The following is a 17,216-nucleotide window of genomic DNA, read 5'->3' on the forward strand; positions in this document are numbered from 1 at the left end:
GTGAGAGAAAAAGCCTATCTTGCGACGACAATTTCAGTATTACTCAACGGTAAAAGAACGTTACTATGGCTGCAAAAGGGAAAAAAAAGAATTTTGTGTTGGACACGAATGTGATCCTGCACGATTACGAATGCATAGAAAAGTTCGAAGAGAATGACATCTATCTTCCGATCGTCTCGCTCGAAGAGTTGGACAAATTCAAAAAAGGAAGCGAGCAGATCAATTTCAATGCGCGCGCTTTCGTTCGCAGGTTGGACGAAATATCGGATCAAGACCTCTTCAAGAAAGGAGCTTCTCTCGGCGAAGGCCGAGGACGCCTTTTCGTCAAGATCAACGGACAATACCATACCAAAGTAAAAGAGGCTTTTGGTGAGGCTAAAGCGGATCACCGCATCCTCTCCATCGCCATGACGCTGGCAGACGAACAACCTAATGTAAAGACCATTCTTGTCACCAAGGACGTGAATCTGCGCATGAAGGCTCGTTCGCTTGGTATGCTGGTAGAAGATTACATCAACGACAAGGTTACCCGAGTGGACTTGTTCGAGAACTCAGAGCCGGAGTTCGAAGGAGTAGATGGGGACTTGATCGATCGCATCTATGCTTCCAAGGACGGTATCAATGTGGATGAGTGGGAACTGGCTTCCAAATTGGATCCGAATGACTGCTTTGTCATGAAGAGTGAGCGAAACAGCGTCTTGGCTCGCTATAATCCCTTTACCGACAAGATCGTCAAAGTAGAGAAGTCTGTTTACTTCGGTATCCAACCTCGCAATGCAGAGCAGACATTTGCCATGCATATCCTCAGCGATCCTGATGTCAAGTTGGTGGGTCTCACCGGTAAGGCCGGAACAGGTAAAACGCTCTTGGCGCTTGCAGCGGCACTGAGTCAAGAACAGCAATACAAGCAAATCCTGTTGGCACGCCCCATTGTTTCCCTTGCCAATAAAGATTTAGGCTTCCTCCCCGGTGACGAAAAGGCGAAGGTAGCACCCTATATGCAACCCCTTTTCGACAATCTCAATGTGATCAAGGCACAATTTGCTCAGAACAGCAGTGAGCTGCGTAAGCTCGAAGAGATGCAGAAAACAGAGAAACTCGTGATAGAAGCCTTGGCATACATTCGTGGACGAAGCGTATCCGAGACGATATTCATCGTTGACGAGGCTCAGAATCTCACGCCGCATGAGATCAAGACCATTATTACACGTGCAGGCGAAGGCAGTAAGCTGATCTTTACCGGCGACATCGAACAGATCGACTCACCTTATCTCGATGCCCAAAGTAACGGCTTGGCTTACATGATTGAGCGGATGAAGGGACAACCGATATTCGCCCACGTTAATCTTGTCAAGGGTGAAAGAAGCCAACTGAGCGAATTGGCCAGCGATCTTCTGTAGATATGCTTTTTGTCTAACGAAAGCGTGATTGTTGAGAGGCAAACAAAGCAAAGGACAAAAGTGTCCTTTAGAAAGGATAGATTTGTCCACCGTAGAGGACAGAACTGTTCTTCCCTAAGGACAAAACGGCTCTTCGATATAATCGACAGCACATTTTGCCCTCTCACCGATCAGTTAGCAGATAAGAGCATACGAGGATTTGGTATCCTGCTTCGTCAAGGCAGCCGCATCACAAAAGGTGCAAAGACTCGTTCGATGGCATCATCCCGCGAATAACACCCCCCCCGTATTTGATACGGTTACCTGCATTTTTCCTTCAAAACGAATCGGAGAAAAAAAAACTTTGTATTTTTGTCCCAAAGCAAAGAAATCAAAAAACAATACTATCGGATATGGAAATCAAAAAATCACCTAAAGCCGACTTGGAAAAAGGTAAGGGTCTAAACTTCCTTTTGGGGCTTGTAGTGGCTCTCGCGGTTGTGTATGTAAGTCTGGAGTATCGTACTTACGACCGGACAGAGGCCTATGCACGCGATAAAGTGGATATTGCCGACATGGAAGAGACCATCTTGATCAACGAGGATCAGCCGGAGCCTGAACAGCCTGAACCGGAGCAGCCTCAGCAACAAGAAGTTCAACTTCCCGAAGAGTTCAAGGTGGTGGATAATACTCAGAAGGTAGAAAAGATCACACTTGTTTCTGCAGATGAGAGTCGTCCGCTCCCTCCTCCTGCTCCTGTAGCACCCGTTAAGGTGGTAGAGGAAGAAGAGACGATTCACGAGGTAGTGGAAAATCCTGCTGAATTCCCCGGCGGAGATGTCGCTCTGAACAAGTGGTTGAGCAAGAATCTGGTTTATCCCGAGCAAGCTGTCGAGATGGGTATCCAAGGCCGTGTAATCGTGCGATTTGTCGTAGAACGCGATGGATCGGTAACGCAGGCAGTCGTAGTAAAGGGTATCGACCCTGCTCTCGACAAAGAAGCTCTTCGCGTAATTCAGGCTATGCCTAAATGGAAACCTGGTATGCAGCAGGGAAGGGCTGTCCGTGTGCGTGCTACGCAGCCGGTTCTGTTTAGACTTCAATAAGCATTTGAGCAGGGGTCTCCCGCCCGAGTATGTAAGGCTCTTTCTATCTCTTGCGGCGTGAGGGGGGCTCCAGGTATTAAAAAAGAGGCTGTGTCGTAAACCTTACGATACGGCCTCTTCGACTATAGTAAAGCCACAACGAGGAGTGGTAGAATCTTTCGGATGGAATGCTGACCGTGTAATGGTCTACCATCCTATTGTCGTGTTGCCTTTGTCCCTTAGTGTATCATCAACAACAAATTTTTCAACGATACTTTTACAATAAAGGAATATGCATACATTTGAAGAGTTAAGAGACCGAATCGAACAAAAAATAGCGGAACAGCCCTATGCACTAAGGCGGCCGGACGGATTGTTTCACCCCATCTCCTATATTCTCAGTTTGGGGGGCAAACGTATCCGACCCACTCTCACATGCATAGCCTGTGAGATGTATTGTGATGATTACCTGCCGGCGATGGAGGTTGCTCTCGCTCTGGAGACCTACCATAACTTCACGCTCTTGCATGACGATCTCATGGATCGATCGTCAATGAGGCGTGGAAAAGAGACTGTTCACCATCGCTGGGGAGACAATACGGCTATCCTTTCGGGTGATGCCATGACCATCGCCGCGTATGAGCATCTTGCTAAGGTGGATAAGGATCTGTTGCCCGTATTATTGCCATTGTTCAATCAGATGGCCATGGAGATTTGCCAGGGACAGCAGTATGACATGGATTTCGAAGGCAGAGAGGAGGTTACTGAAGAAGAGTACCTTGAAATGATTCGATTGAAGACTGCCGTTCTCTTGGCCACAGCTCTCAAAATGGGGGCTATCGTGGGTGGAGCTGCTATTGGGGAAGCGGAAATTCTCTATCGTTATGGTATTCATGTCGGTTTGGCTTTTCAGCTGGAAGATGATCTCTTGGATGTATATGGCGATCCCATTATATTAGGAAAGAGAATCGGAGATGATATTGCCTGCAACAAGAAGACAATGCTTCTGATCAAAGCTCTTAACATGGCTGAGGGAGAGGAGCAGGCGATCTTGCACGAAGCACTTTCAATGCCTGAAAGTCAGCGAGAGGAAAAAATTAGGGTTGTAACCGGTGTATATAACCGTTTGGGCGTGCGGGCTCTCGTAGAGGATCTGATGGATCAACATAATACGTTGGCAGAAGAAGCTCTGTCCGAATTGTCTTTGGATCAAGGCCGTGCCAATGTGCTTAGAGGGTTGGTCAATACGCTTCGGAACAGAAAGTCGTAACACTTCTTTGCAGGGCCTCTATTCAGTTTTTATTCTGTGATATCTTAGTGGGGTGCCACACTGAGTGTTCTTGTTGTTCGCAGAGAAGATATGTTCCTCGTCGATACGCATACGCACGTTTATGAGCCTCAATTTGATGAGGATAGAGAGAGCTCGATAGTCGCCTCGCAAGAGGCAGGTGTCGCTCATCTTATCCTCCCCAATATTGATGTGGAGAGCATTCCGCGTATGCATTCGCTCAAAGCTCTCTATCCGGACTATGTGTCGGAGGCTATGGGGCTCCATCCTACATCCGTAAAGGCTGATTTCAGAGAACAGTTAGGAGTCATTCATGATGAGTTTGATGTTCGTCCTTACGTTGCTATTGGAGAGATAGGGATCGATTTATATTGGGATAAGACCTATCTCGCAGAACAAATTGAGGCTTTCGAGACTCAGATAGATTGGAGCGTGGAGCGTAACTTGCCCATTATCATACATGCTCGTGAGGCATGGGAGGTGGTCTTCTCTTCTTTGGATCGATTCCCTCTAGATAAGATTCGTGGCGTTTTCCATAGTTTCTCTGGCGATGAGGCTGATTTAGAGCGTGCCTTGTCTTATCCACATTTCTGTATCGGCATTAACGGCGTGGTTACATTTAAGAAAAATACTTTACAGAGCCTTTTGCAACAGATTCCTCCTAAACGACTGTTGCTTGAGACTGATTCTCCTTATTTGGCTCCCGTTCCCCATCGTGGCCGACGCAACGAGCCTGCATATATGGTTCATACAGCGAATCATATCGCTCATTGCTTAGATATTGATGTCGCGATTTTGGCGCAGGCTACGACGGAAAATGCTTGCCGTCTTTTCGATCTTAGCCTTAATCTCGAAAGACTAAAACCTAGTCTCTGAGCGTTAAGATCGAAAAAATGTGCGCGTAAATAGGGACGGAATGATGAAAAAAACATAGATTTGCAGATGAATCTGAAAGATATCTGCATCAGATAACCACCCTTTCGCTCTTAGAACCTCTTTAAGAGGCTGGTGCATAGGATGATAACTGTGACAGAGCCGTTTCTGGTGATCATAAGGAGAGGTGCTCGAGTGGTTGAAGAGGCACGCCTGGAAAGTGTGTAAACGCCGAAAGCGTTTCGCGGGTTCGAATCCCGCTCTCTCCGCAGAAAGAATAAAGAAAGAGAATAAAGTAACTAATAACAAAAAGAAAAAAGTACTAATCTAAACAAAAGACTCGCGATGAAAAAGTTATTTGCAACAATTGCATGTGTGGCCTTCATGTCAGTAGGCTTCATGACTCAGGCTTTCGCTCAAGATGCAGCTACGGACTCGGCAGCTGCTGCTGTAGCCGCTGCTGTAGAAGAAACTGACGCTCCGGCAGCAGAAACAATTCCTGCAGCAGAAGAAGAAGCCTCTTTCCATCAAGCCTTGAAGACGAAATTTATCGAAGGTGGACCCGAATTTATGGCCACTATTGCCATCACTCTGATTCTTGGTTTGGCTATCTGTCTTGAGCGTATTATCTACCTCAATCTGGCTGATACAAACAATGAAAAATTCCTTGCCGAAATCGATCAGGCTCTTGAGCGTGGCGATGTAGAAGGTGCAAAAAAAATAGCTCGTGACACGCGCGGTCCAGTTGCTTCAATTGCATACCAAGGTCTGATGCGTATTGATCAAGGTGTTGATATCGTTGAGCGTTCTATCGTTTCTTATGGTGGCGTACAGGGTGGTTTGCTCGAGAAAAACCTTTCTTGGATTACACTCTTTATCGCTATGGCTCCGTCACTTGGATTCTTGGGTACAGTAGTCGGTATGGTTATGGCTTTCGACAAGATCGAACGTGTGGGTGACATCAGCCCGACGGTTGTAGCCGGTGGTATGAAGGTTGCTTTGATTACGACTATCGGTGGTCTTATCGTAGCCCTAATCCTTCAGGTGTTCTACAACTATATCCTGTCTAAGGTTGAAGGTATCCTCAATAAGATGGAAGATGCATCTATTACACTGCTCGACTCCATCATCAAGTACAACGTGAAATTCAAAAAATAATAACAGATATGGCTGTTACTAAAATAAGAAAAGTATCCAGCTGGACTCTCATTTCCATCGTCGTCATCAGCGTTATCGTTGTATTGGCGTTCTTCTTTGGAGGAAGTCACGTGGAGGGAGAGAGGACGATCTATCATCAGACCGGCCTGCTGCTTACTTGGTCATATATTCTATTCGGAGCCGCCGTTTTAGCAGCTTTGTTCTTCTCCTTTGGTTCTTTTGCAAAGGGATTTAAGAACAATCCCAAGAAGGCTATGATGTCGCTTGCATCATTCATTCTTTTGGCAGTTGTGCTGCTTATTGGCTATGCCGCGGGTAGTGAAGAGGCAATGACCAGTCTCAATGCGGATTCTGCCCGATACAATACACCGGGTTGGTTGAAGGTTACGGATATGTGGCTTTACACCATCTATACCTTAGGTACACTTGTAATCTTGGCTACAGTTTGGGGCGCAGCCCGCAAGTCTCTGAAGCGTTGATCGTGTAATCAAAATAAAAGAAAACAGAAAGCACTATGGCAAGAAAGAAAAGAAAAACGCCCGGCATTAACGGATCATCATCGGCCGATATCGCTTTTATGTTGCTTATCTTCTTTTTGATTACTACATCAATGGATACGGATATGGGGCTTACTCGTCGTTTGCCGCCGCTCTCTCCCAACAAGGAAAAACAACCAGATATCGAAATCAACGACCGTAATATCATGCGTATTTTGGTCAATAAAAACGATGAGATTGTTCTGTTGAAGAAAGGGCTTACGGGGTCGCAAGATCAGGTTATCAATATCAAGTTGAGCGATCTAAAGAAAAGAACGAAAGAGTTTATCACAAACCCCGCGAATCGTCCCGACCTTCCTGAGAAGGAAGTTCGCGAAGTTGCTGGCCTTGGTCAGATGGAACTTGTGACATCTTCGTATGCGATTTCTATCAAGAATCAGATAGAGACGAGCTACCAGATGTACATAAGTGTCCAAAACGAACTAATCGCTGCATACAACGAGGTGTGGGATGAATTTGCGTTGAAGCATTTCCGTAAGTCATACAAGGAGCTTGCTCCTACACAGCAAAAGGCTGTATTGGAAGCTTATCCGTTGCATATTTCAGAAATGCCGTTGTCTAATCTCAAATAAGGAATAAGGAACAAATGGGAAAGTTTAATAAATCCGGCGGGCGAGAGATGCCAGAGCTTAATACCTCGTCACTTCCTGACTTGGTGTTTGCGTTCCTCTTCTTTATCATGATGGTAACGACTATCCGAGAGGTAACGCCTAAGGTGTCGTATAACAACCTTCCGAAAGCTACAGAGCTGACAAAGCTGGAAGAAAAATCTTTGGTGACGTTCGTGTATATCGGTAAGCCTAATGAAGCTTATCAGGCTATGTACGGTACGAAACCTTGTATCCAGCTTAATGATCAGATCACGCAAGATCCGGGAGCTGTCTATACATACGTAAAGCAAGAAGAAAGCAAGATCAAAGATGATCGTAAGAAACTGATGACGGTATCCATCAAGGGCGATAGAGACACCAAGATGCATATCTTCGAGCAGGTTAAGTATGAGCTCCGTCGAGCTGATGCTTTGAATCTGAACTATTCTGCTCGTAAAGACGTAAAATAATCTTACAACAGAATTATTCTCAGCTATTCGAAAGCTGTGTCTTGGAGTTTGCTCCATGGCACAGCTTATTTATTTCTTGCGACCTTACTTCTACTCTTGATCAATCTATGGAGTGATTTTGATGTCAATTTATACACGAAAATGCGATTTGTGTGCAAAAACCAGGCCAAAAATTTGTTATGTAACACAAAAGCGGGTAACTTTGGCACAGAAAAAAGCTTATGGCAGATCTTCATACGCCACTTCTTCTCATAGATACATCCACGCAAGTGTGTTCCGTTGCGATCGCTTCTTCCGCTGGTGTCATCTCACAGCGTGTAAGCTATGAGGGCAATTCTCATGCGGCTAATGTCGGTCTTTTCGTTAGCGAAGTTTTAACTGATGCAAAACGAGAAGGGATTCTTCCCACAGCAGTTGCCATTAGTTCAGGGCCGGGTTCCTATACTGGCTTGCGTATAGGATCATCAATCGCCAAAGGGATTTGTTTCGGAATGGGGATACCGCTTATTGCAGTGCCTACTTTGGAAGTAATAGCTGAAGCGGCTCGTTCAATTGTCGGAGAAGATTGGTTGCTCTGTCCCATGATTGATGCCAGACGTATGGAGGTCTATACTGCTTTTTTCGATTCAACTGGAAGGGCATTGACGGATACTGTCTCGGCTATCATAGATGCTGATTCTTTTGTAGAGGAGCTGAAGCAACATCAGATACTCTTCGTAGGCAATGGAACTGAGAAGTGTCGTCCATTCATCAAAGGAGCCAATGCTCACTTTGTTGATGAAGTAATTCATCCACTTGCTGAGTATATGTTCAAGCCTGCTTTTTTACGAATGCAGACATCACAGTATGAGGATGTCGCCTATTGGGAACCTTTCTATTTGAAGGATTTTGTAGCAACAGTGGCCAAAAATAAAGTGATACACTAATCTAAAGCAGGGATAGAGTGAAAGAGAGTTCTCAATTAATATCCTGCATTATTCAGATAATATTCAAACACAAACGAAAATAAACACTCATGAAGATTATCGTTCTTGCAAAACAGGTGCCTGATACCCGTAATGTGGGTAAGGATGCCATGAAAGCCGACGGTACAGTAAATCGTTCCGTCTTGCCGGCTATCTTCAACCCCGAAGACTTGAATGCTTTGGAGCAGGCTCTGCGTGTCAAGGAGTCAATGCCTGATACGACTGTACATATTCTCACAATGGGGCCTCCCCGTGCAGCAGACATTATTCGCGAAGCCATGTATCGTGGTGCAGATGGTGGTTATCTGCTCACTGACCGCGCTTTTGCCGGTGCCGACACGTTAGCTACGAGCTATGCGCTCGCGACAGCTATTCGTCACATCGGTGTTCCCGATCTCATCATCTCAGGCCGTCAGGCTATTGATGGCGATACCGCTCAGGTAGGACCACAGGTGGCAGAGAAATTGGCTCTCCCCCAAGTAACGTATGCAGAGGATATCCTGAAGGTTGATGCCAAGGGTATTGAGATCAAGCGTCGTCTTGAACGTGGAGTAGAGACAGTGACGGCTTCTCTTCCATTAGTGGTTACAGTAAATGGATCTTCTGCTCCGTGTCGTCCTCGTAATGCCAAACTTCTACAGAGATATAAGTATGCTCGCACAGCGTCAGAGGCTAACGAAGTATCGACAGAGATTAAATCTCTTCTTGACCAACGCCCTGCTTTGCACATCGTAGAATTGAGTGCTGCAGAGATAGGAGCCGATCTTGCACAGTGCGGTCTTTCGGGTTCACCTACTAAAGTAAAGCATATTGAGAATGTTGTGTTCCAAGCTAAAGAAGCAAAGAGGATGTTTCCCGAAGATGGGGAGATCGATGCTCTGATGCAGGAACTAATTGCTAACCACACAATCGGATAAGGATAGACATATGAACAATCTTTTTGTATATCTCGAAACAGAGGCTGGCGTTGTTCAGGACGTAAGCCTCGAACTGCTCACCAAAGGTCGTTCTTTAGCGAACACATTAGGATGTCAGCTCGAAGCTATTGCCATCGGCAAGTCTGCTAACGGTGTAGCCGATCAGGTCTTTCCTTTTGGCGTAGATAGATTGCACATCTTCGAAGATGATCGCTTGGAGCATTATCTGACACTTCCTTTCACGTCTATCGTGACGAAGCTTTTTGCCGAAGAGAAGCCGCAGATTGCACTGATGGGAGCTACGTCTGTGGGACGTGACCTTGGTCCTCGGGTATCTTCTGCTTTGGGCAGTGGTCTTACTGCCGACTGTACATCTCTTGAGATCGGCGACCACGAAGACAAGAAGGAGGGTAAGAATTATCAGAACCTTCTCTATCAGATTCGACCGGCATTCGGTGGCAACATCGTAGCTACGATTATCAATCCGGATTGTCGTCCTCAGATGGCCACGGTACGTGAGGGTGTAATGAAGAAAGAAGTGTATGCGACAGATCATAAAGGCGAAGTTATCCGTCATGCGGTAGCTGACTATGTGAATGCAGAAGACTTCGTCGTAAGCATTATCGAGCGTCATATTGAGGCCAGCAAGTCCAATCTCAAAGCCGCTCCGATTGTCGTAGCCGGTGGTTATGGAGTGGGTAGCAAAGAAAACTTCGGACTCCTGCGCGATCTTGCATCCGTATTGGGTGGCGAGGTCGGAGCATCTCGTGCGGCAGTAGATGCCGGCTATGCAGATCATGATATGCAGATTGGCCAGACCGGTATCACGGTTCGTCCGAAACTCTATATTGCTTGTGGAATCAGCGGACAGATCCAGCATATTGCCGGTATGCAAGAGAGCTCGATCATCATTGCGATCAACAATGATCCGAATGCTCCCATCAATGCAATAGCCGACTACGTGATTACGGGGACTATCGAAGAGGTGATCCCCAAAATGATTACTTATTACAAGAAGAATAGCAAGTAAGGAATATTATGGCTAATTATTATAGTGATACCCCGCAGCTCAGGTACCACCTGAATCACCCACTGATGCGTCGCATCGTGGAGCTGAAAGAGAGAGGTTATACACAGAAGGATGAGTTTGACTATGCTCCGCTCAACTTCGAAGATGCCATGGACAGCTACGAGCAGGTGCTCGAAGTCGTAGGCGAAATCTGTGGCGACATCATTGCCCCTAATGCAGAGGGTGTCGATCATGATGGTCCCACGCTCCATGACGGTCGTGTTACATACGCAGCCGGCACGGCAGAGAATCTCAAAGCAATCACCGATGCCGGCCTCATGGGGATTTCCATGCCGCGTCGTTACGGTGGTCTCAATTTCCCCATCACTCCGTACATCATGGCCGCAGACATCGTGTCTCGTGCCGATGCCGGTTTTGAGAATATTTGGGGGTTGCAAGATTGTGCCGAGACACTTTACGAATTTGGTAATGACGATCAGCGCGAACGTTTTATCCCGCGTGTTTGTGCCGGAGAGACCATGTCTATGGACTTGACAGAGCCTGATGCCGGATCGGACTTGCAGGCTGTCATGCTCAAAGCGTCCTATTCCGAAGCTGATGGTTGCTGGTACCTCAATGGTGTTAAACGTTTTATTACCAACGGCGACTCTCATATCCACCTTGTCCTTGCGCGTAGCGAAGACGGTACTACCGATGCTCGTGGTCTCTCAATGTTCATCTATGATCATCGTGACGGTGGCGTGACGGTGCGCCGTACCGAGAACAAGATGGGTATCAAGGGTGCTCCCACCTGCGAGCTCGTGTTCAAGAATGCCAAAGCTGAGCTCTGCGGCGATCGTAAGATGGGTCTTATCAAGTACGTAATGGCCTTGATGAACGGTGCTCGTCTCGGTATCATGGCGCAGTCAGTAGGACTGTCCGAAGCTGCATTCCGCGAAGCCCATGCCTATGCATTGGATCGTAAACAGTTTGGCAAACCCATTATTGAGTTCGCTCCCGTGTACGAAATGCTTGCGCTTATTCGTGCCAAAGCAGACGCTTCTCGCGCCATGCTGTACGAGACCAGCCGCTATGTAGATATGTACAAGGTGCTGGAGGACATCAGCCGTGAGCGTAAACTCACTCCCGAGGAGCGTACCGAGATGAAGCTGTACAATCGTTTGACTGATGCTTATACCCCTATGGGTAAGGGGATGACGTCAGAGTTTGCCAATCAGAATGTTTATGACTGTGTGCAGATTCACGGCGGTAGCGGTTTCATGAAGGACTACACTTGCGAACGTCTCTACCGAGATGTGCGTATCACCAACATATATGAAGGAACGACGCAGCTCCAAGTCGTAGCTGCCATCCGTCACATTACTACGGGCACCTACATCTCACGCATCCGTGAGGAGTACCAGCAGGTAGCGGTCAAACCCGAATTACAGCATATGAAGGAGGCATTGACTCGTATGACTGACCGTGCTGAGGCTTTGGTTGGTTTCGTGACTGAGCAGAAAGATCAGGAGTTGCTCGACTTCCAAGCACGTCGTCTGGTGGAAATGACCGCTCATGCTGTCTTTGGCCATTTGCTGATGCTTGCTGCCAATGACGACGATCTGTTCCGCCAGTCAGCAGAGGTTTACCTGCGTTATGCTCTGGCTGAGCAGGAGAAGATTGATAGCTATGTGCGTGCTTTCCGCACAGAGGAACTCGCGCTGTATAGCGGTTGCTCTCGTCCCAAATAATCTGTTTCATAGCATAGTGCCCGAGGGGGTGAGTCCATAGTCGGATTCACCCCCTTTTTTATTACGAAATGGAAAGATACATGGGTGTAAAAGGCGTGTGAAACAGTAGTCTTTTGGTGCCAAATTATGGGTAGTCAAGAATTTTTCTTTAATTTGGCCTCATAATGGCGGAATAGTTATGTGATAATTCTGTTCCGTATTGTTGGAAAAGCACCGCAAATTTGCTTCTTATTATAGCGTATTTTCGGTGGATGTGAACATTAAAGCTGTAACGTATGGAGAACCCTACGAACCCTCTCACGGATCCAATGGCTCAGCCAGAATCCGAAGAATTGCAATCTGCGGCGATCGATCAATCGCCGGAGGTTCAAAGCCATGAAGTGGCAGACTCGACTCCTTTGGAAAGCGAATCCAAATTAGCCGAAGATAGTAAGACTGATGTTTCTGTGCGACTGGCAGACATGTCTGAGCTTGAGTTGCTTGATGCCTTGGCCACGCTGCTCCAAAGCGAAGAGTTGCCCCGCCGGAAAGATGTGGATGCCTACAAGAGTGCTTTCTACAAGAAGAAACAAGCACGCTCCGAGCAATCTGCCGACGAAGCTACTTCCACCATGGCAGAACCCGACCTGAACGAAGAGCGACTGAAAGATCTGCTGCGGAGTTTTCAAGAGCTGAATCAGTCTCGAATAGAGTCGTTGCAGAAGGAACGTGAGACCAATCTGGCCCTCAAGGAATCTCTTCTCCAACAGTTGAGAGATCTTCTCAATAGCAATGAAGAGTTTGGCAAGATTAGTCTGGTTTTCCATGAGATTCGTAAGTCTTGGAAGGAGGCCGGCCCCGTGCCCGAAACTAACGTTACCGATATTACCAAGGAATATAACAATCTCGTAGAGCGTTTCTACGACCTCAAGCAGATAACCGATGAATTCCGCGCCTATGACTTCAAGAAGAATCTTGAAGCCAAGGAAGAACTCATCTCACAGGCTGAAACATTGACGCAGGATGTTGATGTCATTCATGCTTTCCGCGCATTGCAGGATCTGCATCACCAGTGGCGCGAACTGGGACCTGTGGCTCGCGAACTTCGCGAGGAGATATGGGCCAAGTTCAAGGCTGCCTCTACGACGATCAATAAGCGGTATCAAGACCACTTCGAGACGCAGAAGCAACGTGAACAGGAGAACCTCGACGCCAAGACACGCCTCTGTGAAGAGATGGAAGCTATCGACACCTCCGGTCTCAACTCACTTCCCAAGTGGGATGAGCAGACTAAGGCTGTTCTTGAGATACAAGCCCGATGGAAGACCATAGGCTATGTCCGCAGGAGCGACAATGAGAAGATCTATGAGCGTTTCCGCGCGGCTTGCGACGAGTACTTCAACAAGAAAACGGCTTTCTTCAAGGGAAAACGAGAGGAGCTTGCAGCCAACTATAGGAAGAAGCTCGCCATGGTCGAAGAGGCCGAGGCGCTACAGGAGAGCTCCGAATGGAAGGAAACAGCTGCACGTCTGGCTCAGCTCCAAAAGGACTGGAAGACTATCGGCGCGGTGCCTCATAAGTATAGCGATGAGATTTGGAAGCGCTTCACTACTGCTTGCGATGCTTTCTTCAAACGAAAGAAGACTGAGCAGGGCGATGCCCGTTCTGAGGAACGTGAGAATCTGAAGAGCAAGAAGTCCATCATCGCCGAGCTTGAAGCACTTGATGCCGAAGAAGTTGCCGAAGGCATCGTGGACAAACTCAATGCCTTGATGGTCAAGTGGAATGCTGTGGGCTTCGTTCCTTTCCGAGACAAGGATGCCATCAACAAGACATACCGCAAGCTGATCGACGGTCTATATGACAAACTCAATATCGAGCGCAGCAATCGTCGATTGGAGGGTTACAATGCCTCTCTGGAGCAGATCGAAGGTGGTGGCCGTGGACAGCTCTTTGACGAGCGCGACAGGATGAACCGCATCTTGGATCGTATGCGCAACGAGTTGCAGACCTATACGAACAATTTGGGCTTCCTCAATGTAGCCAGCAAGAATGGCAACAGCCTCATGCGTGAGATGGAGCGCAAGCAGGAGAAGTTGCAGGAAGATATTCGCCTGATGGTCGAAAAGATCAAACTCATCGACAACAAAATCAGAGAGGCTGACTCTAAGGATTAAGATATCCGACGAGACTCTTCCGATTCTCATCATACCCGATAGGCCGGTGGCTGAAGCATTGCTTTGCCATCGGCCTATCGGGTTTTCAGAGAGGTTCGGAGTCTGTTCTCTTCCGAAACGGGGTGAAAAATTGACAAAATTATGCCTCACAATCAAGAGAAATCCCGCGCCATTTCTGTTTTGTTTTGGCGCCATTTCGGAATAGAATATGCGCCATTTCGAAAAACTTTTGGCGCGAATTTGTGCCCCGATTGGGCGCCACAGACTCTTCGTTTTCGGTGCCAAAAAGAAGAGCGTATGCACCATGTTTGAAAAAGAAGGGCGTACGTTGCGAGAGTCCTCTGTCAAGGGTAATCAAAATCCTTTACCCTATGAAAAGAAATGCTCTATAGTTCTCTCTTTTTCGACCGTCAAGAGGACTGTATGCTTTGAGCTTTTTGTTACCTTTGTTTGTTGTAATCAGACAGATAAAGCAATGATAAAAGTAGGCGACCGCTTCCCCGATATTCTCGGGACGGATCAGGACGGGAATGAGATCAGACGAGACGACTATAAAGGGCGCAAAGTAGCCCTCTATTTCTATCCCAAAGACAACACATCGGGCTGTACGGCAGAGGCTTGCAGCCTGCGTGACGGTTATGCCGAGTTGCGAGCCGCCGGCTATGAGATCATCGGCGTCAGTCGCGATTCGGCCAAGAGTCATCGCAACTTCAGAGAGAAGTATGAGTTGCCCTTTCCCCTAATTGTGGACACAGACGTACAACTCAACGAACACTTCGGTGTATGGGTGGAGAAAAGCATGTACGGGCGCAAGTATATGGGCACGGAGCGCACCACTTTTTTGGCTGACGAAGAGGGTGTGGTGATGCGCATCATACGAGGCAAGGAGGTCAATACCAAAGACCACGCCAATCAGATATTGAACGGATAATAACAATACAAACACATAAATGGCAGAAGAAAAGAAACCCGTGGTTCAAGACGAAAAGAAGCTGCAAGCGCTTCGGATGGCTACGGAGAAGATAGAGAAGACGTTTGGCAAGGGTGCCATCATGAATATGGGAGCAGAGACGGTGGAGGACGTGAGCGTCATCCCCTCAGGTTCCATCGGTCTGGACTTGGCTCTCGGCGTAGGTGGTTATCCGCGCGGGCGTATCATAGAGATCTACGGACCGGAGTCTTCCGGTAAGACCACACTCGCCATCCATGCCATTGCCGAGGCTCAGAAGACAGGGGGCTTGGCAGCCATCATCGATGCCGAGCACGCTTTCGACCGCACCTATGCAGAGAAGTTGGGCGTGGACGTGAGCAGCCTCTGGATAGCACAGCCGGACAATGGCGAGCAGGCTTTGGAGATAGCCGAGCAACTGATTCGATCCTCCGCAGTAGATATTATCGTCATCGACTCGGTCGCAGCCTTGACTCCCAAGTCGGAGATTGAGGGCGATATGGGTGAGAACAAGGTGGGACTCCATGCCCGACTGATGTCGCAGGCATTGCGTAAGATGACGGGGGCTATCAGCAAGTCCAATACGACGTGCATTTTCATCAACCAGCTCCGTGAGAAGATCGGAGTCATGTTTGGCAATCCCGAGACTACGACGGGGGGTAATGCACTCAAATTCTATGCCTCGATTCGTATCGACATTCGCAAGGGTACGCCGATCAAGGATGGCGAAGAGGTGATGGGCTATCTGACGAAAGTGAAAGTGCTCAAGAACAAGGTGGCTCCTCCTTTCCGCAAGGCAGAGTTCGACATTGTTTTCGGAGAAGGCATTTCTCGTGCCGGTGAGATCATCGACATGGGTGTCGATCTGGACATCATCAAGAAGAGTGGTTCGTGGTTCAGCTACGGCGACACCAAGCTGGGACAAGGGCGTGAAGCTGCCAAGGTCATGGTGCGGGACAATGAAGAATTGGCCGAGGAGCTGACCGAGAAAATACGCGAAGCCATCCGCAACAAACATTCCTAAATGTAACGACAAGGAGGAGTCGAAGTTATTGGCGTGGCAGTATTGGATGGCTACGGCAGTACTTCGGCTTTTTCATTTTGTAGAGGGATCGAGATGAAAGAACGCTATCGGGAACTATGTCGCCACAGAGCCACCATTCCTCTCTATATGCAGGATTGGTGGTTGGATATCGTGTGTGGTCAGGATCGATGGCAGGCATTCGTTCACGAGGCAGAAGGGTTGCCGCTGGGGGTGATGCCGTGCTATCAGCCGGTGCGTGGCCATATCAGTATGCCTCCCTTCACACAGTTTTTGGGTTCTCATATTCTGGTTGACCGTGATGTGGTGCCTGCTTCTTTCCGTGAGCGTCGGCAAGTGCATGATGCCCTGCGCGCCATGTTGCCCGCCCATCGTTCCTTCATGGTGCAGTACTCCACGGCTTTTACTGACTGGCTTCCCTACTATTGGCAGGGCTATGGTCAGACGACACGCTACACTTACCGCATAGACCTATCTGCAGGGTTCGACGCCGTTTGTGCAGGCATCAGACCCGATGCCATGAAGAAGATTCGCAAAGCTGAACGCGATGGCCTGTGTTTGGTGTCGGCTTCGGTGGATGATCTGCTTCGGCTCTGTCACATTTCCATGTCCCGTCAGGATGCCAAGGGATTGGCTTCGGCTCTGTTGGCACGTCTGGCTGAGGCTTCCGTTGCTCGCGGAGTGGGGGAGATAGTCGGTTGTGAGGATGCCGCGGGACAGCTATTAGCCGCTGTGTTTTTGGTACATGACCACGATACGGCCTATACCATCGCTTCCGGTCAGATCCGCGACGGGCAAGGACGCAATGCCGGAGCCTATGCTCTCTACCAAGCTATCCTAATTGCGGGACGGACCGAAGGCATCCACACTTTCGATTTCGAAGGCTCTATGCTCGAAGGGGTGGAAGGATTCTTTCGCTCGTTTGGTGGCGTGCAGACTCCTTACTTTCGTCTGACCAAGGGACGGCTCGGGTTATGGGCACGGTTGATACGCAAATGTCGGACACGATAGTCATAGCATGCTGCAG

General features: G+C 48.1%; 16 protein-coding genes and 1 tRNA gene. All 17 read left to right on the forward strand.

Annotated elements, in window-relative coordinates; all coding sequences use genetic code 11:
• Positions 1–65 precede the first annotated feature (65 nt).
• The 17 genes from C7382_RS02330 (at position 66) to C7382_RS02410 (ending at position 17,200) form a co-directional block, all read left to right on the forward strand.
• The gene (locus C7382_RS02330) at positions 66–1,400 is read left to right on the forward strand and encodes a PhoH family protein (RefSeq protein WP_116678707.1); all 1,335 of its coding nucleotides are present in this window, start codon (positions 66–68) and stop codon (positions 1,398–1,400) included.
• Positions 1,401–1,792: 392 nt separating this feature from the next.
• Entirely contained in the window at positions 1,793–2,485 is a 693-nt protein-coding gene (locus C7382_RS02335; protein WP_116678708.1) for an energy transducer TonB, read from the forward strand.
• Positions 2,486–2,756: 271 nt separating this feature from the next.
• On the forward strand, positions 2,757–3,734 hold the full coding sequence (locus tag C7382_RS02340; protein ID WP_116678709.1) for a polyprenyl synthetase family protein: 978 nt from the start codon (positions 2,757–2,759) through the stop codon (positions 3,732–3,734).
• A gap of 90 nt (positions 3,735–3,824) precedes the next feature.
• The gene (locus tag C7382_RS02345; protein ID WP_116678710.1) at positions 3,825–4,628 is read left to right on the forward strand and encodes a TatD family hydrolase; all 804 of its coding nucleotides are present in this window, start codon (positions 3,825–3,827) and stop codon (positions 4,626–4,628) included.
• 178 nt (positions 4,629–4,806) lie between these two features.
• Positions 4,807–4,894 (forward strand) — tRNA-Ser (locus C7382_RS02350).
• A gap of 76 nt (positions 4,895–4,970) precedes the next feature.
• Positions 4,971–5,783: a MotA/TolQ/ExbB proton channel family protein gene (locus C7382_RS02355; protein WP_116678711.1), complete on the forward strand. Its 813-nt coding sequence runs from the start codon at positions 4,971–4,973 to the stop codon at positions 5,781–5,783.
• A gap of 8 nt (positions 5,784–5,791) precedes the next feature.
• Positions 5,792–6,262, forward strand: a complete 471-nt coding sequence (locus C7382_RS02360) for a hypothetical protein (RefSeq protein WP_116678712.1) — start codon at positions 5,792–5,794, stop codon at positions 6,260–6,262.
• A gap of 35 nt (positions 6,263–6,297) precedes the next feature.
• Positions 6,298–6,912, forward strand: a complete 615-nt coding sequence (locus C7382_RS02365) for an ExbD/TolR family protein (protein WP_116678713.1) — start codon at positions 6,298–6,300, stop codon at positions 6,910–6,912.
• Between the two features lie 14 nt (positions 6,913–6,926).
• Positions 6,927–7,400 carry an ExbD/TolR family protein gene (locus tag C7382_RS02370; protein WP_116678714.1) on the forward strand — a complete coding sequence of 158 codons (474 nt, stop codon included), beginning with the start codon at positions 6,927–6,929 and terminating at the stop codon, positions 7,398–7,400.
• A 221-nt stretch (positions 7,401–7,621) separates the two neighbouring features.
• Positions 7,622–8,326, forward strand: a complete 705-nt coding sequence (gene tsaB, locus C7382_RS02375; protein ID WP_116678715.1) for a tRNA (adenosine(37)-N6)-threonylcarbamoyltransferase complex dimerization subunit type 1 TsaB — start codon at positions 7,622–7,624, stop codon at positions 8,324–8,326.
• 89 nt (positions 8,327–8,415) lie between these two features.
• Positions 8,416–9,282: an electron transfer flavoprotein subunit beta/FixA family protein gene (locus tag C7382_RS02380; RefSeq protein WP_116678716.1), complete on the forward strand. Its 867-nt coding sequence runs from the start codon at positions 8,416–8,418 to the stop codon at positions 9,280–9,282.
• A gap of 10 nt (positions 9,283–9,292) precedes the next feature.
• A complete protein-coding gene (locus C7382_RS02385) occupies positions 9,293–10,312 on the forward strand; it encodes an electron transfer flavoprotein subunit alpha/FixB family protein (RefSeq protein ID WP_116678717.1) in 1,020 nt (339 codons plus the stop codon).
• 8 nt (positions 10,313–10,320) lie between these two features.
• Positions 10,321–12,042, forward strand: coding sequence for an acyl-CoA dehydrogenase family protein (locus C7382_RS02390; RefSeq protein ID WP_116678718.1), 1,722 nt, complete (start codon positions 10,321–10,323; stop codon positions 12,040–12,042).
• Positions 12,043–12,317: 275 nt separating this feature from the next.
• Entirely contained in the window at positions 12,318–14,198 is a 1,881-nt protein-coding gene (locus C7382_RS02395; protein WP_116678719.1) for a DUF349 domain-containing protein, read from the forward strand.
• A gap of 475 nt (positions 14,199–14,673) precedes the next feature.
• A complete protein-coding gene (locus C7382_RS02400; RefSeq protein ID WP_116678720.1) occupies positions 14,674–15,129 on the forward strand; it encodes a peroxiredoxin in 456 nt (151 codons plus the stop codon).
• Positions 15,130–15,148: 19 nt separating this feature from the next.
• A complete protein-coding gene (gene recA / locus C7382_RS02405) occupies positions 15,149–16,171 on the forward strand; it encodes a recombinase RecA (RefSeq protein ID WP_116678721.1) in 1,023 nt (340 codons plus the stop codon).
• Positions 16,172–16,204: 33 nt separating this feature from the next.
• Positions 16,205–17,200, forward strand: coding sequence for a GNAT family N-acetyltransferase (locus tag C7382_RS02410; protein ID WP_243405628.1), 996 nt, complete (start codon positions 16,205–16,207; stop codon positions 17,198–17,200).
• Positions 17,201–17,216 lie beyond the last annotated feature (16 nt).

This window comes from Porphyromonas loveana, assembly GCF_003096695.1.
GTDB lineage: Bacteria > Bacteroidota > Bacteroidia > Bacteroidales > Porphyromonadaceae > Porphyromonas > Porphyromonas loveana.